Source organism: Apibacter raozihei (assembly GCF_004014855.1).
GTDB classification, from domain to species: Bacteria; Bacteroidota; Bacteroidia; order Flavobacteriales; family Weeksellaceae; genus Apibacter; species Apibacter raozihei.
Window position 1 is genome coordinate 2,813,662 of the sequence record NZ_CP034930.1, and the last position, 25,262, is coordinate 2,838,923.

Genomic DNA, 25,262 nt, shown 5'->3' on the forward strand with positions numbered 1-25,262 from the left:
TAGTAGTAAAAAATATTAATTAGCGACTCTTATTTTTAAAATTAAATATTTTTTTATACCAGACAATGTCTTTATCCTGATCGCTATATCCATACCCATATCCATATCCATAATTAAATCCATTTTTCATATCAACATCATTAATGAGTATAGCCGTTTTATGATTTTTGAGCTTTTTATCTTTATATAGTTGTTCTGGTATTTCGAGTAATTTTTTATCTAAATAATTGGATCTTACAACATAAAGCAACAGATTAGCGTAATCATTAATTAGTAAAGTATCAGTTACTGCACTAACAGGAGCTGTATCAACAATGACAAAATCATAATTTTCAAGTCCGTAATCTACAATATCTTTGAAACGTCCATTCATAAATAATTCAGAAGGATTAGGAGCCTTTCTTCCTGAGGGAAATATATCAATTTTAATAGATTCACTTTGAGGATATTTTGCAATAATTATATTATCATTAAGATTAGATATATTTTCAGATAAATATTCAGTTATACCGTTAGGGTTTTCTTTAATTTTCAAATATTCTCTGACCTTAGGCTTTCTTATGTCTGCTTCTATAATTAGTACTTTTTTATTTGTTAATGCTAACGTATAAGCTAAATTTACAGCTACATAGGTTTTACCCTCTCCACTAATAGTAGAGGTTATGTAAATACATTTTGAATTATTTTTATCTCCTGGAAGTAAAAAATTAATGTCAGTTCTTAATACTCTAAAAGCTTCTGCAGATGGTGAGTTTGCACTATTAATATCAATCAGCTCATCTTTAGAATGAGGTATATATCCACTTATAGGAATATTAGTAATTACCTTCTCAATATCTTTCTTAAATTTAACTTTATTATCTAATATGAATCTAATATAAAGTATAACCACAGGTATAAGCACCCCAAAAACTAAGCTAAATAATATAACTAAATTTTTTTTAGGTGAAACAGCTCTGTCTGTATAAAAAGATTTATCGACCACTTTTACTACATTTGGAGTAGAAGCAGTTGATATTTCAGTTTCTTCCCTTTTTTGTAACAATAGAAGATATAAAGCTTCTATTGTCTGTTGTTTTCTGGCTATATCTCTAAATCCACGTTCTTTTGAAGGTAATTCAGAAATACTTCCTTTTACTTCTCCTAATTGAGACTTTAAATTTCCAATCGCTAACTCTGTTGTTGATTTATAGTTTCTAAGACTTGATATTAAATTATTATTAAATTCTTTTAACCTGCTATCCAAATTTACAATTATAGGATTTTCTTCTGTTGAACTTTTTAAAAGATTATCTCTTTCCAGTACTAATTGATTATATTGCTGTGTAGCTTGTGCAATTGAAGGATCAGTCAATCCAATATTACTAGGTACCAAAGACTTTCTATTATTTCTAATAAAGTTATCCATATAGTTAACCAGACTCAACTGAATTAGATATTGTTTTAGCTGATCGTCAATTTTAGAAGATTGCTGAACAGATATTTGGCCTTCTGTAACAATATCTGTAATAGCTTTTTTGGATTTAAACTTTTCCATACTTTGATCCGTTGTACTTAAATCTTTGGAGATTAAATCCAATCGATCATTAATAAAAGTTATAGTATTTATACCAACTTTATTTTTATCTTCAATAATATCTTTTTCATACTGAGAAACCAACAAATCAATAATTTTATTTGAATTGTTAGGAAGTATATTTTCCATTTCCAAGTTAACTATATTACCATTTTTGGTATTAGCTTTAACATTGATTTGACCAATGTAATGTAAAGCTGTTGAGTTCATGGGGAAAATAGATATTCTTAACTTATTATTTTTCTCAACTGCATCTTTTAACAAAGGATTATACTGGAAAATAATGTGTCCAAATGAAAATTTTATAGGCTTATCAAATGAAGCCGTTTTTTCATCTGATAAATCATTTACTTCGTAGGTAAAAGTTTTTGCATCTTTAACTTTAATTTTGAAAGAATACAATGAATCTACCAAATATTTAGATTTAGAATCTAAAAAATGTACTGTGACTGGTGATTCTTCTTTGTAAATTTCATTAGTTATTAAGCTATTTCTCTGATAATAATGTACATTTAAGTCCAAAGAATCTATAACTTTTGTCATTAGCCGTCTGGATTTAAGCACCTCTATCTGATCTTCTATTTTTGAACCATTTGATCCGGTAAGAGCAGTTAAATCTTGCAATCCTAATAAAGACGAACCTTTATCTGAATCTAAATTTAACAGTATCTTGGCTTCTGATCTGTATTTTTTTGGGGTTAATTTCAGATAAACAAATGATATTGACAACATTAATACTATAGATACGACAAACCATTTCCAATATATAAGATATTGATATAAAACCTCTTTGATATCAATATTACTTTCTTCTGGATATTCTGTGTTAGAGTCTTTCATAAATTTTATTAACGGGTAAGTACGGAAATCACTGAAATTATTACACCTGCCAATGAAACAAAAACTGATGTTGTTGCACTATAAGCAGAAGATGTCCTTTTTGCACTGTTGGGATGAACATACACCACATCATTTTGTGACAAATAATAGACTGGAGATCGAAATATATCTTTAGATGTTAAATCGACATGTGTAAATGTTTTGTTACCATCAATCTCTCTTACAACTATAATATCCTTTCTTTTTCCATAAATAGTTAAATCTCCAGCTAACCCTAAAGCTTCTAAAATAGTAATTTTTTCATTGGCTAATGTATAAGTTCCTGGCTTGGTAACTTCTCCCAAAACAGTTATTCTGAAGTTTGTTATAGAAATATTGACTGATGGATCTTTTATGTACTTAGATAATTTATTTCTCATAAAATCCATAGCCTCATTTCTAGTTAATCCTCCTAATTTTAATTTCCCTAATACAGGAAAATCTATATCTCCATTTTCATCTATCAAGTAGGTTTTTAGTCTAGGATTTGTTGTTGTAACACTTTCGGTCACATTATTATAATTATACGCATTTTGTTGATTGAATGGTAATGTTGATTCCAAATCCAAAGCAGAAACTGTAATCACGAGTAAATCATCCGGTTTTAAAGTAGGTGTATATTTATATACATCTTTTAACAAAATTTCATCTCCCTGAAAATAATACATTTCTTTTTTGGAAGCACAAGATGATAAAATAAACAAAGACAAAATAACAATATAATAGAAGTTACTTTTTTTCATTTTTTATAATTTAAGTTGTTAACTTTAGTAAATATATCAAAGAATGTAGATTTTTTTTTTAAAAAAAAATCTACAAAAAGTTTATAACTTCTTATATATGTTTGATCAGTTATAACAGGGGTGCTATTTAATAAATTCATTAATTAGTATTAAACTATTAAGTAACGGCAAAAATAATGTATTTTTATGTATAAGACAAAACTAACTAGATTTTAATGATAAATAATATATTATAACATTAAAAAAATCATAGTTTTTTTAAATTTGAGTATTATCAAAATAATAACAATAAACCTAATATGGTATAATTATTGTCACCATATATGGTTAACCTTCTATAATTTTGACAAAAATTAAAAAAACTATTTTATGAATAATTATAATAATAATTTAGATGATGAATTCGAAGTATTTATAAAAGCTATATATGAATTTTCTAAAACTGTAAAAAATGATATTCAACTTCAAATTTATGTTTCCGAAACAAGAAAATATATTGAATTTCTAATCACTTATTATTTAAGGCTTGGTAAATTGGATGAAGTAAGAGACAGAATAAATGAATTGGACATGATTCTTTTAAAAGAAATTGAAAATATTGAAAATAGAATTAACAGATAAATTTTAGTACGAAAAACATTAAAAGCGGTAATAAATTACCGCTTTTAATGTTTTTGAATTAATGTATGTATTATGAAAATTATAAATTTGCTGTCCATCCTTGCGCCCAGGTAGGAATAGCTGTTCCATTTCCGGCTCCGGTTGCTGTATTATCAACAGTATATGCATTCGTAACATTTACTACAGTTTTGTCTGATTTTTTTCCACTGGACTCTGTTGTAATATTATCAAATTTTATTTTGGTTATTTTTAATGAGCCAGTGGCTACATTGTCCAAAGTAGAATCATGTTCGATATCCACTCCGGTTGAAAATCCGGATACAACGATATTCTCGAAACTTCCTTTAGTACCGTATCTGAGTTTTAAAGCTTGCGATTCACTTCCTGCTGTTGCCCCTATAAATGTAGCATTTTTAATTGTAGGATTTGAAACGGGAGCCGCTAGTTCATTAACCTGACTGTTATCAGCTTCTACTCCACGATTACCCGTACCATCGGTTCTTCGGGTCGTATATATATATTCACTGGTACCTGTCCATCCTTCCGTATAATCAAAAGCATCATCCTCATTACCATTAGAAACAATATGATAAGCATTAACAGTTCCACCAAAAAATTCAATACCGTCATCATTTCCCTGATAGATTTGTACATAATCAATGGTTGTTCCGTTACCTACTCCAAATAAAGATAAGCCATTAAATTCCTTTTCTGAATTAAAAGCAGCTCCCGAATATTCAATTCGGCAATATTTAATAGAGCCTGAGTTATCACTAACACTGGTTCCTCCGTATGTCAAAGAAGCTACCTCAGAAGTTGCTGTTCCATTACCTACATTGATAGGAGCTCTACCACATAAAACCAGACCTCCCCAGTCACCACCTGCCGGAGTCGTATTACCTGAAGTAAAGACTACCGGTGCAGAGGCCGTTCCGTTAACAAAAATTTTACCCCCCTGAGCAACAGCCAGGTAGGAAGAAGTTCCTCCGGTTGCTTCAATTCGAGTACCCGCTGGTATTTCCAAAGACGCACCATCTCTTATCGTAAATCCTCCGGTCAGCTTATAAACTTTAGATGGATCTAATTTTGCTTGTTGTCCGGACTTTAGTTCTCCTTTAAAATTAGATGGGTCTATAGTCACCAATTGTGGAGTAGCAATGTTTTCATTTTTACTATCATCGCTCCCGCATGATATAATTGTTGACGAAACTGCTCCTAAACCCAATAAAAATTTGATAATAGTTTTACTTGCCATAATGTTTTGATTTATTTTTATTTAATTAGCTTAAAATTGTTGTGATAAACTTAATCCGAAATATCGTCCTTTATCATATGATCTCTGAGTTATATCTCCGGCAATGGTTTTTTGTTTTCTTTCATATTTAGGATTTAACAGATTTTTAGCTGTAAATCCTAAGGAAGTATCTTTAGATAAATTAAATTTAAGAGTAGCGTCCAGTAAATGCAGCTCCTGTTCAACAAGATTTCCTGTAAGATTATAGCTTAAGGCATAAATGTTACTTCCTACATAAGCATAAGAAATAACCATATCCATAGACATTCTTCCCATTTGCTGGTTATATCCCAGATTAACATTAGCTAAAAAATTAGCTGCACCCTGTAAATCATCCTTTTTTTTATCAAAAGATGCATTAATAAAACCGTTTGTTTCCCTTTCAATTTTTCCCGAATTCAGATCAGATTGGGTTTTCATTACAGTAGCATTTAGAAAACTATATATTTTACCTGTTGAAAATTTTATAAGATCCTTTCGAATTTCTATCTCTGCTCCATAAACATAGGCATTATCGCCTACGTTGGCGTATGATATCTCATTAGCTGAAGATGATAAGGTTAGCTTAGCTATTGGATTTTTAATATATTTTCCAAATGCAGTTAAAGATAGCACCTCTCCCGATTTAGGAAAAAGTTCCCATTTCAAATCAAAATTATAATTATCCGATGGATATAAATACGGATTTCCCATTCGTATTTCAGTCACATCTTCATAATAAAATGGTGCCACCTCTATAAACTGAGGCATAGTATATGTTTTCGAAAAAGCCATACGTAAATTATGATTGGGAGTTAATGAGTATTTTAAGTTTAAAGAAGGCAGGAATTTGGTCTTTTCGAGCTTCATATCTTCAGTACTCACACTTAAGTTGGTATCCCAGTTAATCTTTTGATTAACATTCTCAGCTCTTGCACCTGCCTGAACCGTGAATCTATCTGAAAGTTTATAAATAATGTTAACAAATCCTGCATGAGTGATCTGTGTTCCTTTGAATTCACTGGGATTTAATGCTCCCGGGGTAAATATATTTCCTCTGAATGTTCTCATGATAAAAGAACCGGACTCAAATCCCGACTGATTAAAAAAAGAATCAAAATTATTCACATCAGCAAACATTTCCATGGTAGGAATTTTAAAATTAATTTGAGTAGCTTCAAATTTTCTTTCCTTGCTTTTTCCCTGATATCCCAGACTTATTTTATTTTCTCTATCACTTCCAAAAAAATAATAAAGTGATGCCCCGCCTGTGAATTCATTATCTTTAAGCTTGTCAAAATATCGATTCTGATCTGAATCTGAATTACTGATAAAAATGGAATTTCCTGATAATTCAGATGTTTTCGTTGTTGTTTGCTGTCTGTCCGGATTTTTACTATCTAATATATTGTATGCAACATTCCAGTCAGCCTCTACTCTATCTTTAAATTTATGACTACCCAGCAATTGGTTTACCCATAAAGACGATAATTTATATTCTGCTCTCCGTATAACTCCCGTTGCATCTTCTGCCAGATCTTTAATATACCCTTTCATAACTCGGTTGGTCTGATCCGAAGAGTTTACAAATAATGAATGGTAACTGATTTTATTTCTTTGATTGATTTTATATATGATATTGGCCATACCGGTCGTATTGGTTGAATATTCATACTTTTCGGAAGTTAAATCTTTAAGTGCATTTCCCTGGGCATTTAAGGTTTTTTCTATACCTTTACTATACACATAATCATTATCAAAAGATAAAGTTGCAGATAAAGATAACTTACCTTCCGAGCCTAAAGAAAAGCTTTTTCCTGCCTCCAGATTTAATCCTGAATCAAATGGATTTCTAATATTCTTCCAATTCCATGAAGTTGAGAAATTATAACCGGATAGAGCCTGAGAAGGTATATGGGTATTCTTAAAACCCCAGAAATTAGTTCCGTCTTTTTGCCAGAATTTATCCTGAGCTATAGCCTGAGTATTCACTCCGGAGTTCAGTCCTAATTTTACATAACCTTTTGCTTTAGGCTCTTTAGAGACAATATTGATATTAGCGCCAGCTACGTCTCCAAACATGGGTGATGAAAAAACCTTTTCTAAACTAATGTATTCAACAATACCTGTCTTAAAAATAGACAAATCAATGTTTTTCATATCCGGATTGTCGGAGGGAATCGGAAGACCGTTTAAAGTTGTTGAATTATATCTGTCTCCCAACCCTCTGATAAAAATAGTTCCTGTGCCCTCCTGTTTAAACGTACCAGTTGCTTTAGCCACAGCAGAAGCAACATCGCCAACTCCTTGCTTGCTAAGTTGTGCAGAAGATACATTCTCAGTAATTTCAACGGACTTTTTTTGCAATGAAACCAAACCTGTTTCCGTATTTAATGCTGATTGACCGGTAACCACTACTTTTTGAAGAACTTTTTCCTGACTTTCCTGAACCAATTTTACTGGAAGAATTGTATATTGTTCTTTAGTAACAGTAACTCTCTCCGTTATTTCTTTAAATGTAGAAGATGTAAACTCCAGTGTATATTCTCCAGGCTCTATTTCCAGCTGATAATTACCAGAAGCATCTACTTGTGTAAAATAATCCGTTCCCTGAACAAAAATATTGCAATCGGTAACTGCACGATTCGTATTATCTGTTACTTTACCACGTACACCTTGTTGAGAATATAAAAAAACTGAATAAATAATTAATAGAAAAGAAAGAATGGGTTTTGTCTTCTGCATCGTAAATTTTTATGCAAAGAAATACGTACTATATTAATTAGTCATTACAAAAAGATAAAGATTTAGTTACAAAAAATAAGATACTATTTTTTTGACTAAAAAACAAAAGACTGTGAAACACAGCCTTTTAAAATATAAATTTAACAAATAAAAAATTACTTTTTCAATGTGAATAAGAATTCCAAACCTCCATGATTATGCTTTTTAACGTGAATTTCACCGTTATGCAACAATATTGCATTCTTAACTATAGAAAGTCCCAATCCTGTTCCCCCGCTATTACGGGTTCTCCCTTCATTAACACGGTAAAACCTTTCAAAAAGACGATTTAAATGCTTTTCTTCCACTCCCTCTCCGGTATCATAATAAGAAAAATACACAAAATTGGAATCTTCCATATAATTACTGATGTGAATTTCAATATTTTCTCCTCCATAATTGATTGTATTTTCCATAAGATTCTGAAAAACAGAATACAACAAAGTATAATTCCCATTAACCTTCAAATGTTCATCAATAGAAATTTTAAGTTTTATCTTATGTCTCAATAAGCCATCCATCAGATTTATTCTTACTTCATTGATTAGCTGAGATATATTTACAAATTCTTTTTTAAACAAATTTCCTGCCTCTTCCATTTTACTGATTAAACTAATATCATCAATTAAATGAGATAAGCGAACCGATTGTAAAAATGCTCGGTTTATAAATTGTTTTTGTTTATCCAACGGAAGATCCTGTTCTTCCAGAGTTTCCAGATAAGCCCGTATACTCGCCACAGGAGTACGAAGTTCGTGAGTGATGTTATTAGACATTTCCTGCTTAATCAAACGCGTCTTTTCCGATTTGGTAATATCTTTAATAATTATTTCAAAGCTTTGGTCCTCAAACTTAATGGTTTGCAATGAAAAAACTTTTTTACCCTTATTAATCTGTACTAAAAAATGATTTTCCTTATTATTTTCGTCTAAAATAAAGGCTTTGATTGGAAAAAATAGTTCATGATCAAATAGTAAACTTACATCAAGAATCGGATCATCAACAATAAAATTTAAATATTGAATAAACTGCGAATTTGAATATATACTTTTTAAATCCGGATTAAAAATACAGACACCTTCATTCACATATTGAAAGTGAAGGATTAATTTTTCTCTCTCCAGTTCAATCTCCTGTTTGCTTTGTTCTTTTTGTTTAACTATAGCCGCAAGTTCCGTTCCTATTTCCCCCAAATCATCATCAGGAAAATGAACATTTTCCGGAATGCTTTTTCCATTTTTAACATCAATAACATAATTCTTTAAACGAATAATAGATTCGTTAAAACGATCAGATACAAAATTCAATAAAAAAAGAACAATGATAAACATACCCAGTGTCAGGTATAAAAAAACATTGTCGGCTTTAAAAAATTTTTCCGTCTGAATATTATAAGGTAGTGCTACACGAACAAAATACTGGTTGTATGATGAAGCATAGTACATATACTCCTCCCGTGTAGAAGTTGACATGCGTACATTAGATCCCTTCCCCTGAAAAATAGCTTTTTGAATTTCGGGCCTTCTGAGATGGTTTTCCAGTGTTTTAACGTTTTGTACATCATTGTCGAACAATACATCTCCTTTTTTACTGATCACCGTTATTCTTATCTGCTTGGGCAACAATTGAGACAATTCCTGTAATCTGTCTGAATTTCCTTCCAGAAGCTTTTCGTGAAGAATATACGAATTAATAACATTAGCATAACTCTCTAATGTTGTTTCGATTGTCTGGGTTTTATAATTTTTTTCTTTTTTTCTTTCAAAAAGCACCAGAATTATAGTGAATAGGGCAAAAATGGCAAAAAAGTAAAAGAATATGCGCTGTTTATAAGATAATTTCATTAAATTAGGTTCTTAAGTACAATTAAAATATTTTATTTCATTGAAAAACTATATCCGTATCCCGTTTTGTTAACGATCAGCTTACCATAGCTACCAATCTTTTTTCTGAGTCTGGCAATATGCACATCCACAGTACGTTCCAGTACAAACTCATTGTTCCTCCATACTTTATTCAGTATCTCTGCACGTGAATGAATCTTATTTTCATTTTTAAGCAGGAAAACAAGAATTTCAAATTCTGTTTTAGTTAAATCAACCGTGTTTTTATCAATTGTAACCTGTTTAGTTTCAAGATTTACTTCCAGACCATCAATCGTTACCATATTGCTCTCCTTTTCAACAAGTACCGGCTTATCCGATCTTTTAAGCACACTTTTGATCCGGGCCACTACCTCTTTGATTGAAAAAGGTTTGGTAATGTAGTCATCACCTCCGATTGAAAAACCCGTTAACATATCATTTTCCGTATTTTTTGCGGTAAGAAAAATAATTGGTACCTGATTTTTAGACTTTCTTAATTTTTCGGCCATTTTATATCCGGACATTCCTTCCATCATAACATCCAGAAGAATCAGCTCATGACTGGAATCAAATATTTCCAGAGCCTCTTCCGCAGATTCCGCTAAATCCACCTTAAAACCTTCACTTTCCAGATTAAACTGTAAAATTTCACGAATATCGGTTTCGTCTTCAACAATCAGTATAGTGGGAACAGTTTCCATAATGCTCTTTCTAGGTTATTTTTTATGTCTTATATCTCTTCCTTCAGTCAAATAAATGGCTGATTCGGCAATATTGGTTGCACCGTCACCGATACGCTCAAGATTCTGATTAATAGAATTTATAATCAAAAGATTTTCAATATCGGTTCTGGCCAGGATTTTATCGGAGAAAGTTTCCTGTAAGTTACTATTTATTTTATGAAATAAGGTATTCACCTTTTTATCCTCTCTAATAATTTTATAGGCCAACACATTGTCATGAGCTGTAAATGAAATCAGAGCATTCCGAACCATTTCACTCACAATTTCCAGCATTTTGCTGAGCTCTTTTTTAAATTCCGAAAAATTGGTAACGGCACTATCATTATAATCCTTGATAAAATGAATGATGTTTAAAAGAATATCACCGATTCGTTCCAAATTGGTAGTCATATCCTGATAAGCTATAATTCTTCTAAGGTCTTCCGCCAGCGGATTAAAAGTAAATATCGTGAATACCACTTCCTCACGTATTTTCATCTCCAGCCGGTCAATAATAATTTCATTTTCCCGTCCTTCTTCGTACAGTTCATTGATCTGGTGGTTATCCAAAAGTTTTTTGGTAATCTGAATCTGAGTTAATACCGTTTTGGATATCAATTCAAAATCGTTTTGCAGAATTTCTAACTGTTTAATTTTTATATTTGTCGGCATACTATCAACTTGTTTTATAATTAACTAAATACTCCTGTAAGATAATCTTCTGTTCTTTTATGTTTAGGCTTGGTAAACATTTGTCTGGTTGAATCGTATTCTACCAGTTCACCTAAATACATGAACATAGAATTATCGGAAATTCGGGCAGCCTGAGACATATTGTGAGTAACCACCAATATAGTATATTCTTTTTTAAGTTCCAACACCAATTCTTCCACACGGTTAGTTGATATCGGATCCAGAGCAGACGTAGGTTCATCCATCAACAGAACTTCCGGTTTCAATGCCAGTGCCCTGGCAATACACAAACGTTGCTGCTGGCCACCGGATAGAAAAGTTCCCCTTTTATTAATGGAGTCTTTAACTTCATCCCACAATGCCACATCCTGCAAACTTTTTTCAACAATTTCTTCTTTTTCCGATTTTTTAAGTTTAATACCGTTTAAACTATATCCCGCCAGCACATTTTCCAGAATACTCATCGTAGGAAATGGATTAGGTCTTTGAAAAACCATTCCGGCCATTCGCCTTACTTTCATAGGATTCATATCAAAGATATTTTCACCTTTAAGAATAATTTCTCCGGTTGTTTTTATGCTGGGATATAATTCATGCATTCTGTTAATGGCTCGTAAAAGCGTACTTTTTCCGCATCCCGAAGGCCCCATGATTGCAGTAATTGTATTTTTGTTCACTACGGCATTAACATTTTCTACGGCATTTTTTCCCGGAACGTAAGAAACGCATACATTTTTTAATTCCAGAATCGGCGTATCATGATTAATTACTGAATTTTCCATTTTTTAGAAATACTTTTTGCTGTTAGGTTGATAACCAAAATAATTAATAATAACAATAAAGATGAAGACCAGACCAGGTCTGATAAATTAGGATCATTATAAAATTCCCAGATTAACAGAGGTATGGAGCTGGTGGGTTTTGTAAAATCCCAGTTCACTATAGAGGCACCTAATGCGGTAACCAATAGTGGTGCCGTTTCACCCATTACCCGTGAAATAGCCAGCAATATCCCTGTGAACAAGCCTCCAAAGGCAGAGGGTATTAATACTTTAAATACCACATTTACATACGAACCACCCAGGGCCAGTGCTGCCTCTTTAAGAGTAACGGGAAGCATCCGGATACTTTCTTCGGTAGAACGGATAATCATAGGGAGCATCATAATGGATAGAGCCACACTCCCGGCTAATGCCGAATAAGAATGCATCGGACGTACTACCCAGATATACACGATAATACCCACAACAATAGAGGGAATTCCCTGAAGCAAATCTGTTAAATTACGAATCAGGTTAGCAAAAAAACTGTTTTGTTTTTCCGCCAGGTAAACCCCTGCAAAAATCCCTATAGGAATAGATATGACAATGGCAATACCTAAAATTAAAAGTGTCCCGGTAATTCCATTTAATATACCGCCGGGAATTAAATCATCGCTCATTTTTGCCAGCATGGCATCCATAGAAGTCGGAGCCGTTTCGGTAAATAAGCTGAGGTTAAATTGCCGATATCCTTTTTTTAAAAGTTCCCAAAGAATTAAAAATAAAGGAACCATAGCCAGAAAAGAGAAAATACAAATAATATAAAAGAAAAATTTGCTTTTCAGTTCCCTGTATTTTATACTGGATGTAAACATGGTTTAAGCTTTGTTAATTAATTTCATACTGTATTTAGCTATAAAATTGATGACAGCCGTTATCAAAAACAATAACAGGCCAATCGCAATCAGCGAGCTCAATTTAAGACCGTCTGCTTCACCGAACTGGTTGGCAATAATACTGGCCATGGTATTTCCAGTACCTGTTATTCCGGTAGGAATGGCATTTGTATTACCAATCAGCATAGTTACGGCCATGGTTTCCCCCAAGGCTCTTCCCAATGCCAATATATAGGAAGTAAGAATGCCTGAACCGGCAGCCGGAAGACTTACCCGGGTAACTACCTCCAGGCGGGTGGCTCCAAGGCTGTAAGCTGCTTCTTTAAGTTCATTGGGAACCATAGAAATAAATTCCGCACTTAGAGACGATGCATAAGGAATAATCATAATAGCCAGCACAATAGATGCCAACAGCACACCAAAACCGGTATCGCTGAACCCTAAATCAACCAAAACAGGACAAACTACATAAAACCCCCATAATCCGTAAACTATGGAGGGAATACCTGCAAGCAGATCCACTATTGAACTGACTACTGTCGATATCTTTTTTCCCCGGAAATATTCCCCGTTAAACAAAGCCACCGGTAAAGAAAACAATACACAGAAAGCTAAAGCCAGTACAGAGGTCATAAGGGTTCCTGATATAAATGATAAAGCACCATATTTATCTGTTTTAGGATTCCAGGAATCTGAAGTAAGAAATTTGAAAAATCCTATTTCGGAAAATGTTCGTAAACTCTGGCTGATTAGAGCGTATACAATACCCGCAGTTAACAGCAGTATGAGAAACGAGGCTAAAAATAATACTATTTTAAATAATCTATCTTTCATTATATCAGAACTTGACAGTTATAGATAGTTTTTGTTTTATTAAGGATTAATTGCTTTTTTATTGAAAGTGATAGATTTGATATTGGTTTTATTTAACTCAACCGCTTTCTGTGGAAGAGGTGCATAATGAGTTTTCGCCGCCACTTTCTGACCTTCTTCTCCGATTACGTAATCAAGAAGTCCTACTAAAGCTTTAGCGGTATTTTCGGTACGGTTGTTATACGATTGTTCTTTAAACAGGATGATCCAGGTAAATGTACTGATAGGATATGCATCTGCTGAAGAAGAATTGGTAATCATTACGCGGGTATCTGCTGGTAAATCTACATTTGCAGACGCAGATATTGATTCAGTAGTAGCTTCCACGAATTTACCGGAAGAATTTTTTAACGAAGCACTAGGTATGTTGAGTGCCAATGCATATTCAGAACCGATATATCCGATAGAACCTTTAGTTTTTGATATGATTCCGGCAACTCCCGGATTTCCTTTTGCCGCTATACCTGCCGGAAATTCCAATGATTTTCCTTTTCCTATTTCTTTATTCCATAACTCATCCGCTTTAGACATATAGTCGGTAAACACATAGGTTGTTCCGCTTCCGTCTGAACGGTATACCGGAGTAATTGCCAAATCAGGGAAAGTGATTTCCGAATTGATGGCTTTTATTTTAGGATCATTCCAGTTTTTTATTTTTCCTCTGTATATTTCAGAAATAAGTTCAGCGGTAAGTTTTAATCCTTTTACGTCCGGAAGGTTGTAAGATAAAACCACTGCACCCAAAGCCGTAGGGATATGAACAATCTCTCCTCCCATTTCCTTAAGCTCATCATCGGATAAAAATACGTCCGTAGCACCAAAATCTACCGTACGATCTTTCAAACTTCGTATTCCGCTTCCACTTCCGGTAGCTCCATACGTAACTTCGTTTCCCGATTGTTCCGAATAATTTTTAAAAACAATATTGTAAAAAGGAGCCGGAAAGGTTGCTCCTGCTCCTGAAAGCTTAGCCTTACCTTCTTTGTCTTGGTTACAGGCAGTTAACATCATAACCGCTCCTGATAGTAAAAGAATTATCTTTTTCATTATGTAATTTTTATGCAATACTAAAGGTATTTCGTAACAATGTTGTTACAGTTTTGTTGCGATTTGGTTAAGATTTATTTGAAAGGAAAATTTGCACTCAGGGCAAAGAAAATGCGTATTTTTGGAAAAAATATATTAAATGACGGCTCAGGAAATTTTAGGAAACATATTAAAGGCTCACGATTTGAATACGTTAGAGTACAAAGGATGGCTTTTGGTTGACGAACAGCTGCCTGCCATGAGTGCTGCTACACAAAATCTGAAAGAATATGAAAACGGAGCCAGCATACGTTTGGATATCACTCTTCTCTTAGGAGATAAAAAAGTGATATACGAAAGCTTTGCAGGAGTAGGTAAAGACGAGCTTTCCGCTACTCAGGATGCTTTCCAGAATTTTGCTGCTAACTCTCTGCATGTTTTTTTATCTGCTTTCTGGCAGGTGGACGAACATGAGCATATAGGTATTGAAGAATGGGAAATTGATGGTGAAATGTGGAAAGTTTACATTGGTAATTTCGGCTGCAAGGGAGATTACAATATTCCTCAGGATCTGTTTTCCACCATTGAAGAACAGATTAAAAACGATACCCTTACTGAAGATCTTAACTGGTACAGGATTTATTATGCTAATATTTCCAAAGACGAAAAAATGATTGAATCGCTGAAAAATAATGAAGACTGGCCATTGCTCGGAGATAAACTTAAAGACATCCACTGGACAGCTTCCGATAAATTTTACAGCCTTCGGAATTTCATATTAATTAAAAAGATGGATGTAAAAGACTCTATATGAAGAAAATCCTTTTTTTGGTCTGCCTGTCGGTTTTAGGAAAGGCGCAGACTACAGATACCCTGTTTTCCGCTAGCAAGATACAATCCATTATAAAAGTACTGGCTTCCGATGATATGAAAGGCCGGGAAATATTCACTCCGGAAATTGACAGTGCCGCGGCTTTTATTGCTTCCCGTTTTCAAAAAACCGGACTGACTCCCTATACCTCAGACTCGTATTTTCAAACATTCAGTTATGAACGTTATCCGCAAGGAACGCTTACCAATGTGATAGGTATACTGGAGGGTAAATCCAGAAAAAATGAATATGTGATTTTTTCGGCTCATTATGATCACTTGGGCATGCGTTCCCCTCAAATGGGAACTGATTCCATTTACAACGGAGCAAATGACGATGCTTCCGGGGTTGCTGCAGTACTGCTTCTTGCTGAATATTTTAAAAAACTGAACCAAAACGAAAGAACTCTTATTTTTGTCTGTTTTACCGGTGAAGAGGAAGGTGGACTAGGTTCCCGGTATTTTTCAAAGCAATACGATCCTAACCAAATTACTGCTATGTTTAATATTGAGATGATTGGAACGGATAGCAAATGGGGGAAAAATTCAGCCTTTATTACCGGTTATAAAAAATCGGATTTCGGCACAATTCTTCAAAAAAACCTATCCGGCACCCCTTTTAGTTTTTATCCGGATCCATATAGAAAAGAAAAACTCTTTTACCGTTCAGATAATGCCACTCTGGCCTATCTGGGAGTACCGGCCCACACTATCAGCACCTCAAAAATGGATAATGAACCCTACTACCATCAGGTAAACGATGAAATCGATACCCTGGATCTTTCCAATATGAGTGAAATTGTTAAAGCGATTGCCCTAAGTGCGCAATCCATTATTTCCGGAGTAGACACTCCTACCCGAATCAATGAATAACTAATATCAAACCGTATGAAATATCGTAAAACACCTTTAAAAAAAATTATTATACCTATACTGATCGGACTCGTTTTTATTTCTGCAACACAAGAACAAAAAAAGAGGAAAAAAATTTCCGAAATTAAGAGACTGGTAAAAGAAATTAATGCAGATCAGGAGTACGAAATCATTAAAAAACATTACAAAGGGATTCTTTTATCCGGCTACTTTAAAAACGGAGAACTTAAAAAGATAGTAGCCGATACGCACAGCTTCATAGGCAGGTACATAACCGAATATTTTTTCTTCTCAGGTAAACTTATCTTTATTTATAATTACGACAAAGCTTTTGAGATAAACGAAAAAACCCAGGAGCCGGATTCGTCTCGTATCAGCCGTATTCTCGAAACCCGCACCTATATTAAAAATGATAAGATACTGGAATTTAAATTTCGTGGCAATTCTCATCATGACGATGAGGACATCGATATTTCCGATGCCTATAAGTTTGCCCGTCAGCTCAGAAACTGATTACGCTTTCATTTTTTTATCTAAAAAATCCTTGAGAATCAGAGCATGGTTTTGCTCTTTATTTTTAGAAGCATACAGTAAGGTTATCTTGGGATGAGAAGCCAGCAGGGGCATAAGTTTTTCTACCGCATCCGACTGACTGAGCTCTTCCCGGTAATGAGAAACAAAAACCGGCCAGTGATGCTCCGGATCTGAATGAAACCATTTGCGCAACCCTGACGAAGGAGTTACCTCTTTCGCCCACATATCGTAGGGCAAATTTTCTTTTTTTATTCCTCTGGGCCATAAACGATCCACCAAAATACGGTACCCGTCCTCGGGATCGTAAGGCTCATACACCCTTTTTACTACAATTTCTGGCATAAGTTACCTAATTATTTATTTATTTACTGCGAAAAAAATGCCAGAAGTTTCGATTTACGGAAACCATCTATCCACACATTCCCTGAGGCACCTTGCAGGTAGAAATTCTAGGTAAACCTAACCTTTAGTTTGTTTAATATATTAAACACAATAAACATAAAATATACTATTTTAGTAGTATAAATTTAATAATATAGATAATTTTAACCATCTATTAATATAATTAATAACTATTTTTCGTATTTTTGCTTTATTATTGTTTAAAAGTTGTAACTTATACGGTATCTCTATGAATTCAGATGAAATTTCACGCAAACGCCTTAAAGAAACAGATTCTTCAGAGGAATATTCAAACTTTAAGCTTTATACCCAACAAGAGATAGAGCAGTTAAACAAAGGGAGCTACTATGCCCGCTACGGAGGAAACAAAGACAGCCAGTACGGCAACAGCTCGCTGGTCAGCATAAGTGTACAGATACAGGGAGTGGATTATTTCAACCAGACCAACCTGAAGCTGGAGCTGAAGCAGTCCTTTAGCGGACACCACGAGTTTGAGCTTACCGCCGACCCCGACGAATTTTCCGAATCCAAAGCCTATCCGCTGGAAAACTCCCGCCGCCATCTGGGTAAGAGGATCACATTTTCCTTCCGGCAGTACGGCCGGGTGATGAGTCAGTTTATTGGCGTAATCACCCAGATATCCAGCCGGATACAAAACGGCTCCAAACATATTGTTTTACGCGGAAAATCGCCCTCTGTCCTGATGGAAAACGGAAGGCACTGCCGCAGCTTTGAAGATTCCAGCTTCGAAGACATTGTAAAAAAAGTAACCGCCGGCTATCCGCAGGATTTGGTAAACTTTGACCTCAATCCTAATTACAAAGAAAAACTTCCCTATACCGTACAGATGAACGAAAGCGATTACCACTTTTTGCGGAGGCTTTCCCAAAGGTACGGGGAAAATTTGCACTATACCGGCGAGCAGTTCCGTTTCTCCGCCTGGGGCGGAAAAATCGTAGAGCTTACCGAAGGCGAAGATATTTACGATTATGAGCTTAAAATGGAAATCAAGCCTCAGCAGTTCAGCAGCTCGGTGTACGATCCCAAGCAGGCGGAAGACTATAGCGTAGATTCCTCCTCGCAATCCGTGCAGGCCTCGGAAAACCCTTTCCAGCAATTTGCCCAGAATGCCTCGGCCTCAGCCTTTAACGTATCCCCTTCGGGACATTACCTTCAAAATCCTGCCGATGCCTCGCAGCTGCAACGCTCGGTAGAAAGGGAAAAAAGAAACAGGCAGAACCTGGTGTATATGGAAGCCACCACCAACCATCCGGAGCTACAGGTAGGCACGGTCGTAAAGATGATGGCCTGGATGCCAGGCCATGAAATATTCAAATCGGGAAAAGTACCGGTAGAATCCTATAAAATCACGGAAATTACCCATCATTTTGCCGATGGCGAAGGCTATACCAATAGTTTTAAAGGCATACCCAAAGACCTTAGCGTACCCGATGTGTACGAAGAAAACGCCTTTCCGAAAGCCGATTTGCAGCATGCCACCGTAACCGACAATCAGGACCCGCTGAAGATGGGACGTGTGCGGGTACAGTTTACCTGGCAAAAGCCCGAAAACAGCCAGAGCCCCTGGGTGCAGGTCATACAGCCCCATGCGGGAAGCGGTAAAGGCACCTACCTGAATCCTGAGATAGGCGAAACCGTATTGGTAGCCTTTCAGGGAGGCAATGCCGAATATCCGGTAGTCTTGGGAACCGCTTACAATGGAGGAGAAATAGCGGCCTACTATACCGAAGGAAACGACCTCAAAGTCATACAGACCCGTAGCGGAACCAAAATCGTATTTAACGATGCCGAAGGACAGGGTTCCATTCTGATTGAAGACCCCAGCGGTAACCGTATGTTTATGGACGGAGAAGGAAATATCTCCATGAATGCTCCCAGGAATTTTTCGGTAAGTGCCGGAGAAGATATTGTGTTAAGTGCCGGTAAAAATATGATTACCACGGTGGGAGCCGACCAAACCACCAGTGTAGGGAAAAACTCCGCCACTACCGTAGGAAGGCAATATACCCTGTTTGCAGGGGATATACAGGAAGAAGCTACCGGAAGTATTAGCTCCAGAGCCCAAGAAGCGCAATCGTACGCACAGGAAAGAAATACCTCCACCGAGGGAAAAACACAGTTTCATTCCGACCAGAATTTTAATAACAACAGTGGTGAAAAATCCAAATTATTCTAACACATTATGGCAGGAGGAAAAATAGTACGAATAGCCGGAGGGAAAATAATAGAACGTTATGGAACCCTTACCTATTATCAGGAAAATTTTACTATTAACGCCGGCGGGCCCATAGAACTTACTACCGATGGGGAAATGATTTACGGGGAACCGGAAGAACCTAAAGCCGCGGGCATTTATATTATTCGCGGATGGTGGAGCTCCGATAAGGAAGGAAATAATAAAATAAGGGAAGCTTACCTGGGAGATACGGTATACTTTCAGTTTGAAACCCGTAACATACCTGTCTATGATTATAAAAACGATGATAAAGATGAAGGCCTCAGCCGGCTGAAAATTTCTTTTTACGATTCACAGCTGGGCTGGCTGGGTATAGATTGTATTGCCTGGGACCGAAGACTGGATGGAGCGCAGAAGTATGCCTATGTAGAATCTGAAAACAGGGCATATGCCACCTTAAAATTTCTTTATAATAAATATACCATTCAATTGGTTAAAGAAGATGATACACCGGGTGACATTGAAGTTTACTGCAAAGCTGAATATAGTCCCAAAACCCTGAAAAGCAGCTTTAACGGAGGGCCTGTGTACCAACTTGCCCACCTGCCGGTCAGGTTTACGGATTATCTCAGGGTAAAACTACCGGAAATTCCAGATTTATACTTTATCCGACCGGGTATTGACTACCAGTTTCCCGAAATACGAAGCAGTGAAGGAAATGCTATTTATATGGAATTGTTACTGAATGAAGATACGAGTTCCCAGCAAAAGATAGAACATGCCCAGGAAAAAATAAAAGCTAAGATAACAGACCAGGCAAAAGAAAAAGTTAAAAATGAAGTGGGGAAAGGATTGGAGTATCTGAAAAAGAAAACCTATACGCTGGCTATACGGGAATTGGAAAAGGGATATTTGATGTATACGGACGGAAGCATCACCTTAAGGAAAAACGTATACGAAAATAAAACCATTACCATGATAGACGGAAATGTGCACCGCATAAAAAGGGCTTCCGATACTGCATTTCGTATTGCCCACCCCACCCTGCAGGGAGAAACCCGCTACGCTACCACCAAAGGACTGAACCAGCTGGAAGTACTTGCTCAAAAAAATCCCATACATACTGCCACCCAGCTTAGTACCCAACTATTTGAAACGATGGGCTATGTGATAGACCTTCAGGGAATGGAGGAAAGCATGGCTTCCGGAACTCCGGATTATAAAGGAATGGGAAGCTTTTTACTGAAAAAATTCTTTGGGTTTTTCCCTTCCTGGGTAGGACAGCTGGCTGGCCAGCTCTCCCTTCCGGTAGCTCTGATGATAGAACAATACTCCCAAGAACTAGAGGAACTGATTAAGGAAGAAGCGTTTAAAACCTTTTTAAAGAAAAAAGAAGAGGGAATGAAAGCTATGGAACTCTTTTTAGGGCAGGATAAACCTAATAAAACTTTAGCGGAAGAAAAGATCATTGAATTAGGCTTTGGTTTTCTACGAATTAGTACCTCTACCTTACAAAAACTTTTAGCTAAAGAATTTGACACTCTTGAAAAGTTAAATGATTTTGAATGGAATTTACGAAATAAAGATTTATTACACGGAGTAGTAATAAGAAAAATAAAAAATATTGATTATAAGAGGTATGATTATTTTATTTACTGTATTTTTATTGATGATAAAAATTTAGACTTATGAGAAACTATATTTTAGTATTATTTGTTTTACTTTTTATAAGCTGTAAAACTACTCCGGAAGATTATTCAGCTTATCCATTTATAGATCAAGAGATTCGAAGTGAAAAATATGAAACATATACACTTATTCCTCAAGGATATGAATTGAGAAGTGTGTATGGACATCGGTACCCTTCTTCTTCAAATTTATCTGGAAATATTGAAAAAACATTAGCTCTTCCTTTTATCCTTTTTGATAAAAAATTGAATACTATTTTTTTCTTTTCTACTAAAGAAGATAAATATACTCCGTTTACTATAAAGTACAATTTTGAAAAAAATAAAATTGACACTATTTCTTACAATGGCGATACTATCCGAGAATTATATGACAAAAAAAAATCTGATCTAACAAACTTTAAATTTTCTGAAGCAAAAAAATACTATAAGGTAGTAAATAGAGAATATCATAGTGAAATTTCGGAGGAAAAGAAAAAAAGAATATTTGAAGAATATAAAAATAGCAGTGAAGAAACCAAACAAGATATTATAAAAACTTTTTCTATACGGTATAATACTCTCTATGTAGAATTGCAAATGCCTAATGAGAAGATACATTTTAAATTTAGTACTTCTAATGATAAAATAATATTCTTTGGTAATGAAGAGTTGTACAAAATGGGCTATATATATATATATATATACGATAATTTAAATATGTTTCCTCATTCCGGAGGATTGTATGTAATTAGGCCTAAAGAAAAAAAATAAAAAAGTGTTTATAATATTCTAGTATATATAGTTATAAACAAGGAAAGTCTAAACTTATGAAAAACTCTATTTTAGTAATACTTATTTTATTTTTAACCAGTTGCAAAACTACCAACAAAGATTATTCCGTTTATTCATTTATAGATGATGGGATTCAAAGTGAAAAGTATGAAATGGTAACCTTAGTACCAGAAAAATATGAATTAAAAAATATGCTAGGCTATAGTTTAACCCGTGGAATGTTGTCTCCTGTATTAGAAAAGAAAACCTGGGATATGCCTTTACTATATTACAATAAAAAAAATAGAATTTTCTATATTATACATGATCGTAAAAATAGTAAAGTTTATTTTATGAAATATGATTTTTTATCTAATAAAACAGATACGATAAAAAATGAAGACAGCATTAAAGTTTATAATAAAATCTTTAAAGAAAATTATAAGAAAAGCTCTGATTTAGTAAATTTTAAATATCCAGAGGCTGAAAAATATTATAAAGTTTTAAATGAGGAATATCATAGTGAAATTTCCGAAGAAAAAAGAAATCAGCTTTTAAATAAATATAAAAATGAAAGTGATACTTTTAAAGAAATGATAATAGAAAATTCCTCCTCACGCTATAACACTACATATGCAGAGCTGCAAATGCCTCTGGAAAAAATTTATTTTAAATTTAATAGTGATTTAGATAAAAATGTAAAACTCTTTGGTAATGAAGAATTATATAAAAAAGGATATATATTTATATATATATATAATAACTTAAATATGTTTCCTCACTCAAGAGGTTTGTATCTCGTACGCCTTAAGGAAAAAAAATAAAAAAGTGTTTACTATCTATCAAATAGATAAGAGGTTGCTTAGACTGATGAAAAACTATATTTTAGTAGTACTTATTTTGTTTTTAACCAGTTGTAAAACAACACCGGAAGATTACTCTAAATACCCATTTATAGATCAAGGGATTCAAAGTGATAAGTATCAAATTGATTCAATTTTTATAGAAGGAGGAAAATTAATTACAATATTTGGGCATCGTTATCCTGCTGATATTAGTGAAGCACATGCTGACGAAATTAATAAAATGCCTTTGATATTATATGATAAAAAGAATAATTTATATTTTAGAAATATAAATAAAATATTCTATAATTTAAGGTATAATATACCAAATTACAAAATCGATACCTTAAATAATGAAGATATAGTCTCTGTTTGTAATTCTTATGCAAACAAAGAGAATAAATTTGTCAATTTTAAATTTCCATATGCAGAAAAATATTATACGGTTTTAAATGAAGAAAATCATAGTGAAATTTCTGAAAAAGAAAAAAAGAAAGTCTTAGAGAAATATAAAAATAGTAGTGAAGAAATAAAGCAGGATATTATAAAAACCCGATCCTTACGCTATAAGACCATATATTCAGAATTGCATATGCCTAAAGAGAACATTCATTTTAAATTCAATAGTAATTTAGACAAAAATATAGAATTCTTTGGTAATGAAGAACTATATAAAAAGGGCTATATATATATGTATATATATAGCATATCAAGTCAAATACCTCATTCCGGAGGATTATATTTAATTCGGCCTAAAGAAAAAAAATAAAAGCTTAGACTTATGAGAAACTCTATTTTAGTAGTACTTATTTTGTTTTTAACAAGTTGTAAAACAACACCGGAAGAGTATTCTAGTTATCCATTTATAGATCAGGGAATCCAAAGTAAAGAATATGAAATTAGTACTATTTTTTCTGAAAATTTGGAATTAATAACCCTATTTGGAGAACGTTATCCACCTGATCCTAGATCTTTTCATGCAGAGGAAATCAATCGAATGCCCTTAGTGGTATATGATAAATTAAATACTTTGTATTTTATTTATTTATTATAGGCTTAAGATTTTCTTTTATTCTGTTAAACTCTTCTTGTGTTATTAATTCTAATTCTAACTCCATTTTTTTGTTTTTTAATATCTCTATTGCTTCATCATAAGTTAAAGGACGTGTTTTGTTTAAGGGAATAATTTCACCACTTAAAATTGCATTATCTACCATTGTAACAGTAATATAATTATCTAATAATAAAAAGTTAGTACCCGGCAATGGTTTTATATAAAAAAATATATAATTTTCCTGCCCCATGCTACCTTTATTAAATTTAATTTGTTCAATAGTAGCCTTATAACCTTTATATTTTTCATCTACATATCTTATGCCTTTAAATAATACAGCAGTAGGTTTGCCATAAAATATATATTGAAAATTTCTTTTTTTACTAAATGCACTTTGTCCTTCTCCAGTAGCTTCTCCTAGAATAATTGTATCACCGGATTTATATATATTTTTGTCTGAAGCTATGTAATTTTTAATATTCGTACCTGTTTTAAAATTTTTAGATTCATTTTTATTTATCACAACGTTATAATGTAAAGTATCTATATCACTATTTTTTTGAGCTAATAAAAAGACATTGAATAAAATGATTAGTAAACTTATTATTTTATTTAAAAATTTCATTTTGAATTACTGTTTAGTTATTAATATATTTCGTAATTTTTTATTTAATGTGTTATACGAATAATTTTATTAAAATTCCTATACTACTTTTAGCTTAAATACTTAATTCAGTATACTCAGCAAAATAAGTTTCAATTTATTTAACATTGATTAAATGTATTAAAAAGTAAAAAGTATTATTATTATACCTATCACTATTTAATTTATAACAAAACCTATAACAATAAAGGACAAATATATTAATTTTATATTTATAGAAGCTAAAAAACATTAAAAATTATTGAAAATAAATTTCATAGTTAAATTTCTGAAAAATGAAAAACAAGAAGTATTGAAAGAATATAAAACAGAAGCGAAGAAGCCAGGCAGGATATCATAAAAACCTTGCACTTACGTTATATTACCCTCTATGCAGAATTGCAAATGTCTAAGGAGAAAATTCATTTTAAATTTAATAGTGATCGGGGAAAGGAAATTGAGTTTTTTGGAAACGAATAAATATACAAAAAAGGATATATATGTATATATTTATGTGATGACTTAAATATGTTTCCTCATTCCGGAGGTTTATATCTCGTACGCCCTAAAGAAAAAAAATAACGTTCAATATTGGGTCTGTAACTTACTTTTTTAATCAGCTACGTATCTTATGTTTACTATCACCTAAATCTGATGAAACAATTCAATCATCCCCTTAAAAGGAGATAAA

General features: G+C 33.6%; 24 protein-coding genes. 10 read left to right on the plus strand and 14 right to left on the minus strand.

The annotated features are described in order from the left end of the window. Nucleotides 1-19: 19 nt before the first annotated feature. Together EOV51_RS12470 and EOV51_RS12475 are read right to left on the minus strand one after the other, a co-directional pair. A complete protein-coding gene (locus tag EOV51_RS12470) occupies nucleotides 20-2,416 on the minus strand; it encodes a GumC family protein (RefSeq protein WP_128152859.1) in 2,397 nt (798 codons plus the stop codon). Nucleotides 2,417-2,424: 8 nt separating this feature from the next. Then, on the minus strand, nucleotides 2,425-3,198 hold the full coding sequence (locus tag EOV51_RS12475; protein ID WP_128152860.1) for a polysaccharide biosynthesis/export family protein: 774 nt from the start codon (nucleotides 3,196-3,198) through the stop codon (nucleotides 2,425-2,427). Nucleotides 3,199-3,567: 369 nt separating this feature from the next. Here EOV51_RS12475 and EOV51_RS12480 point away from each other — a divergent pair, with 369 nt between their 5' ends. After that, entirely contained in the window at nucleotides 3,568-3,819 is a 252-nt protein-coding gene (locus EOV51_RS12480; RefSeq protein WP_128152861.1) for a hypothetical protein, read from the plus strand. 79 nt (nucleotides 3,820-3,898) lie between these two features. On the opposite strand, the gene EOV51_RS12485 is transcribed toward EOV51_RS12480, so the two are convergent. The 9 genes from EOV51_RS12485 to pstS form a co-directional block, all read right to left on the minus strand. Next, nucleotides 3,899-5,074, minus strand: coding sequence for a hypothetical protein (locus EOV51_RS12485; protein ID WP_128152862.1), 1,176 nt, complete (start codon nucleotides 5,072-5,074; stop codon nucleotides 3,899-3,901). A gap of 30 nt (nucleotides 5,075-5,104) precedes the next feature. Continuing rightward, a complete protein-coding gene (locus tag EOV51_RS12490; RefSeq protein ID WP_128152863.1) occupies nucleotides 5,105-7,837 on the minus strand; it encodes a TonB-dependent receptor in 2,733 nt (910 codons plus the stop codon). 155 nt (nucleotides 7,838-7,992) lie between these two features. Further along, a complete protein-coding gene (locus EOV51_RS12495) occupies nucleotides 7,993-9,720 on the minus strand; it encodes a sensor histidine kinase (protein WP_128152864.1) in 1,728 nt (575 codons plus the stop codon). A gap of 32 nt (nucleotides 9,721-9,752) precedes the next feature. Continuing rightward, nucleotides 9,753-10,442, minus strand: coding sequence for a response regulator transcription factor (locus EOV51_RS12500; protein ID WP_128152865.1), 690 nt, complete (start codon nucleotides 10,440-10,442; stop codon nucleotides 9,753-9,755). A gap of 15 nt (nucleotides 10,443-10,457) precedes the next feature. Beyond that, nucleotides 10,458-11,135 carry a phosphate signaling complex PhoU family protein gene (locus tag EOV51_RS12505; RefSeq protein WP_128152866.1) on the minus strand — a complete coding sequence of 226 codons (678 nt, stop codon included), beginning with the start codon at nucleotides 11,133-11,135 and terminating at the stop codon, nucleotides 10,458-10,460. 20 nt (nucleotides 11,136-11,155) lie between these two features. Next, nucleotides 11,156-11,938, minus strand: coding sequence for a phosphate ABC transporter ATP-binding protein PstB (pstB, locus tag EOV51_RS12510; protein ID WP_128152867.1), 783 nt, complete (start codon nucleotides 11,936-11,938; stop codon nucleotides 11,156-11,158). Then, on the minus strand, nucleotides 11,923-12,792 hold the full coding sequence (gene pstA, locus EOV51_RS12515; protein ID WP_128152868.1) for a phosphate ABC transporter permease PstA: 870 nt from the start codon (nucleotides 12,790-12,792) through the stop codon (nucleotides 11,923-11,925). Before pstA ends, pstB begins: the two co-directional genes overlap by 16 nt. Before the next feature lie 3 nt (nucleotides 12,793-12,795). Next, nucleotides 12,796-13,647, minus strand: coding sequence for a phosphate ABC transporter permease subunit PstC (gene pstC, locus EOV51_RS12520; RefSeq protein WP_128152869.1), 852 nt, complete (start codon nucleotides 13,645-13,647; stop codon nucleotides 12,796-12,798). Between the two features lie 39 nt (nucleotides 13,648-13,686). Continuing rightward, nucleotides 13,687-14,733 carry a phosphate ABC transporter substrate-binding protein PstS gene (gene pstS / locus EOV51_RS12525; RefSeq protein ID WP_128152870.1) on the minus strand — a complete coding sequence of 349 codons (1,047 nt, stop codon included), beginning with the start codon at nucleotides 14,731-14,733 and terminating at the stop codon, nucleotides 13,687-13,689. A gap of 139 nt (nucleotides 14,734-14,872) precedes the next feature. Between pstS and EOV51_RS12530 the strand changes: the two genes are divergently transcribed. From EOV51_RS12530 to EOV51_RS12540, 3 genes are read left to right on the plus strand one after another with little or no spacing between them, the layout of a single operon-like run. Further along, nucleotides 14,873-15,526 carry a DUF6348 family protein gene (locus EOV51_RS12530; protein WP_128152871.1) on the plus strand — a complete coding sequence of 218 codons (654 nt, stop codon included), beginning with the start codon at nucleotides 14,873-14,875 and terminating at the stop codon, nucleotides 15,524-15,526. Beyond that, complete coding sequence (locus EOV51_RS12535) at nucleotides 15,523-16,455, plus strand: M28 family metallopeptidase (protein WP_128152872.1); 933 nt, start codon at nucleotides 15,523-15,525, stop codon at nucleotides 16,453-16,455. Before EOV51_RS12530 ends, EOV51_RS12535 begins: the two co-directional genes overlap by 4 nt. Before the next feature lie 15 nt (nucleotides 16,456-16,470). Then, nucleotides 16,471-16,968 (plus strand): hypothetical protein, encoded by a 498-nt coding sequence (locus EOV51_RS12540; RefSeq protein ID WP_128152873.1) that lies wholly within the window; start codon nucleotides 16,471-16,473, stop codon nucleotides 16,966-16,968. Here EOV51_RS12540 and EOV51_RS12545 read toward each other — a convergent pair whose 3' ends face one another. Next, nucleotides 16,969-17,331: a DUF488 domain-containing protein gene (locus EOV51_RS12545; RefSeq protein WP_128152874.1), complete on the minus strand. Its 363-nt coding sequence runs from the start codon at nucleotides 17,329-17,331 to the stop codon at nucleotides 16,969-16,971. Between the two features lie 388 nt (nucleotides 17,332-17,719). Further along, nucleotides 17,720-17,878, minus strand: a complete 159-nt coding sequence (locus EOV51_RS14835; protein WP_228427802.1) for a hypothetical protein — start codon at nucleotides 17,876-17,878, stop codon at nucleotides 17,720-17,722. Between EOV51_RS14835 and EOV51_RS12550 the strand changes: the two genes are divergently transcribed. The 6 genes from EOV51_RS12550 to EOV51_RS12575 are packed head-to-tail and all read left to right on the plus strand — an operon-like array spanning nucleotide 17,816 to nucleotide 23,928. Next, a complete protein-coding gene (locus tag EOV51_RS12550) occupies nucleotides 17,816-19,588 on the plus strand; it encodes a type VI secretion system Vgr family protein (RefSeq protein WP_228427790.1) in 1,773 nt (590 codons plus the stop codon). The two genes, EOV51_RS14835 and EOV51_RS12550, sit on opposite strands and share 63 nt — an antisense overlap. A 6-nt stretch (nucleotides 19,589-19,594) precedes the next feature. Continuing rightward, complete coding sequence (locus EOV51_RS12555) at nucleotides 19,595-21,280, plus strand: hypothetical protein (RefSeq protein ID WP_128152876.1); 1,686 nt, start codon at nucleotides 19,595-19,597, stop codon at nucleotides 21,278-21,280. Then, a complete protein-coding gene (locus tag EOV51_RS12560; protein ID WP_128152877.1) occupies nucleotides 21,277-22,029 on the plus strand; it encodes a hypothetical protein in 753 nt (250 codons plus the stop codon). Before EOV51_RS12555 ends, EOV51_RS12560 begins: the two co-directional genes overlap by 4 nt. A 56-nt stretch (nucleotides 22,030-22,085) precedes the next feature. Further along, nucleotides 22,086-22,853 carry a hypothetical protein gene (locus tag EOV51_RS12565; protein ID WP_128152878.1) on the plus strand — a complete coding sequence of 256 codons (768 nt, stop codon included), beginning with the start codon at nucleotides 22,086-22,088 and terminating at the stop codon, nucleotides 22,851-22,853. 46 nt (nucleotides 22,854-22,899) lie between these two features. Then, nucleotides 22,900-23,643, plus strand: a complete 744-nt coding sequence (locus tag EOV51_RS12570; RefSeq protein WP_128152879.1) for a hypothetical protein — start codon at nucleotides 22,900-22,902, stop codon at nucleotides 23,641-23,643. Between the two features lie 12 nt (nucleotides 23,644-23,655). Continuing rightward, complete coding sequence (locus EOV51_RS12575; protein WP_128152880.1) at nucleotides 23,656-23,928, plus strand: hypothetical protein; 273 nt, start codon at nucleotides 23,656-23,658, stop codon at nucleotides 23,926-23,928. Here EOV51_RS12575 and EOV51_RS12580 read toward each other — a convergent pair. Then, nucleotides 23,912-24,553: a hypothetical protein gene (locus EOV51_RS12580; RefSeq protein WP_128152881.1), complete on the minus strand. Its 642-nt coding sequence runs from the start codon at nucleotides 24,551-24,553 to the stop codon at nucleotides 23,912-23,914. The two genes, EOV51_RS12575 and EOV51_RS12580, sit on opposite strands and share 17 nt — an antisense overlap. Nucleotides 24,554-25,262 lie beyond the last annotated feature (709 nt).

Excerpts from the sequence above, each read along its gene's own strand:
- pstA (WP_128152868.1), bottom strand. The coding sequence starts at position 12,792 with ATGTTTACATCCAGTATAAAATACAGGGAACTGAAAAGCAAATTTTTC.
- EOV51_RS12565 (WP_128152878.1), top strand. The coding sequence starts at position 22,086 with ATGAAAAACTCTATTTTAGTAATACTTATTTTATTTTTAACCAGTTGC.
- pstB (WP_128152867.1), bottom strand. The coding sequence starts at position 11,938 with ATGGAAAATTCAGTAATTAATCATGATACGCCGATTCTGGAATTAAAA.
- EOV51_RS12535 (WP_128152872.1), top strand. The coding sequence starts at position 15,523 with ATGAAGAAAATCCTTTTTTTGGTCTGCCTGTCGGTTTTAGGAAAGGCG.
- EOV51_RS12540 (WP_128152873.1), top strand. The coding sequence starts at position 16,471 with ATGAAATATCGTAAAACACCTTTAAAAAAAATTATTATACCTATACTG.
- EOV51_RS12485 (WP_128152862.1), bottom strand. The coding sequence starts at position 5,074 with ATGGCAAGTAAAACTATTATCAAATTTTTATTGGGTTTAGGAGCAGTT.
- EOV51_RS12505 (WP_128152866.1), bottom strand. The coding sequence starts at position 11,135 with ATGCCGACAAATATAAAAATTAAACAGTTAGAAATTCTGCAAAACGAT.
- pstC (WP_128152869.1), bottom strand. The coding sequence starts at position 13,647 with ATGAAAGATAGATTATTTAAAATAGTATTATTTTTAGCCTCGTTTCTC.
- EOV51_RS12480 (WP_128152861.1), top strand. The coding sequence starts at position 3,568 with ATGAATAATTATAATAATAATTTAGATGATGAATTCGAAGTATTTATA.
- EOV51_RS12580 (WP_128152881.1), bottom strand. The coding sequence starts at position 24,553 with ATGAAATTTTTAAATAAAATAATAAGTTTACTAATCATTTTATTCAAT.
- EOV51_RS12470 (WP_128152859.1), bottom strand. The coding sequence starts at position 2,416 with ATGAAAGACTCTAACACAGAATATCCAGAAGAAAGTAATATTGATATC.
- EOV51_RS12500 (WP_128152865.1), bottom strand. The coding sequence starts at position 10,442 with ATGGAAACTGTTCCCACTATACTGATTGTTGAAGACGAAACCGATATT.
- EOV51_RS12530 (WP_128152871.1), top strand. The coding sequence starts at position 14,873 with ATGACGGCTCAGGAAATTTTAGGAAACATATTAAAGGCTCACGATTTG.
- EOV51_RS12475 (WP_128152860.1), bottom strand. The coding sequence starts at position 3,198 with ATGAAAAAAAGTAACTTCTATTATATTGTTATTTTGTCTTTGTTTATT.
- EOV51_RS12495 (WP_128152864.1), bottom strand. The coding sequence starts at position 9,720 with ATGAAATTATCTTATAAACAGCGCATATTCTTTTACTTTTTTGCCATT.
- EOV51_RS12575 (WP_128152880.1), top strand. The coding sequence starts at position 23,656 with ATGAGAAACTCTATTTTAGTAGTACTTATTTTGTTTTTAACAAGTTGT.
- EOV51_RS12555 (WP_128152876.1), top strand. The coding sequence starts at position 19,595 with ATGGCAGGAGGAAAAATAGTACGAATAGCCGGAGGGAAAATAATAGAA.
- EOV51_RS12560 (WP_128152877.1), top strand. The coding sequence starts at position 21,277 with ATGAGAAACTATATTTTAGTATTATTTGTTTTACTTTTTATAAGCTGT.
- EOV51_RS12545 (WP_128152874.1), bottom strand. The coding sequence starts at position 17,331 with ATGCCAGAAATTGTAGTAAAAAGGGTGTATGAGCCTTACGATCCCGAG.
- EOV51_RS12570 (WP_128152879.1), top strand. The coding sequence starts at position 22,900 with ATGAAAAACTATATTTTAGTAGTACTTATTTTGTTTTTAACCAGTTGT.
- EOV51_RS12490 (WP_128152863.1), bottom strand. The coding sequence starts at position 7,837 with ATGCAGAAGACAAAACCCATTCTTTCTTTTCTATTAATTATTTATTCA.
- pstS (WP_128152870.1), bottom strand. The coding sequence starts at position 14,733 with ATGAAAAAGATAATTCTTTTACTATCAGGAGCGGTTATGATGTTAACT.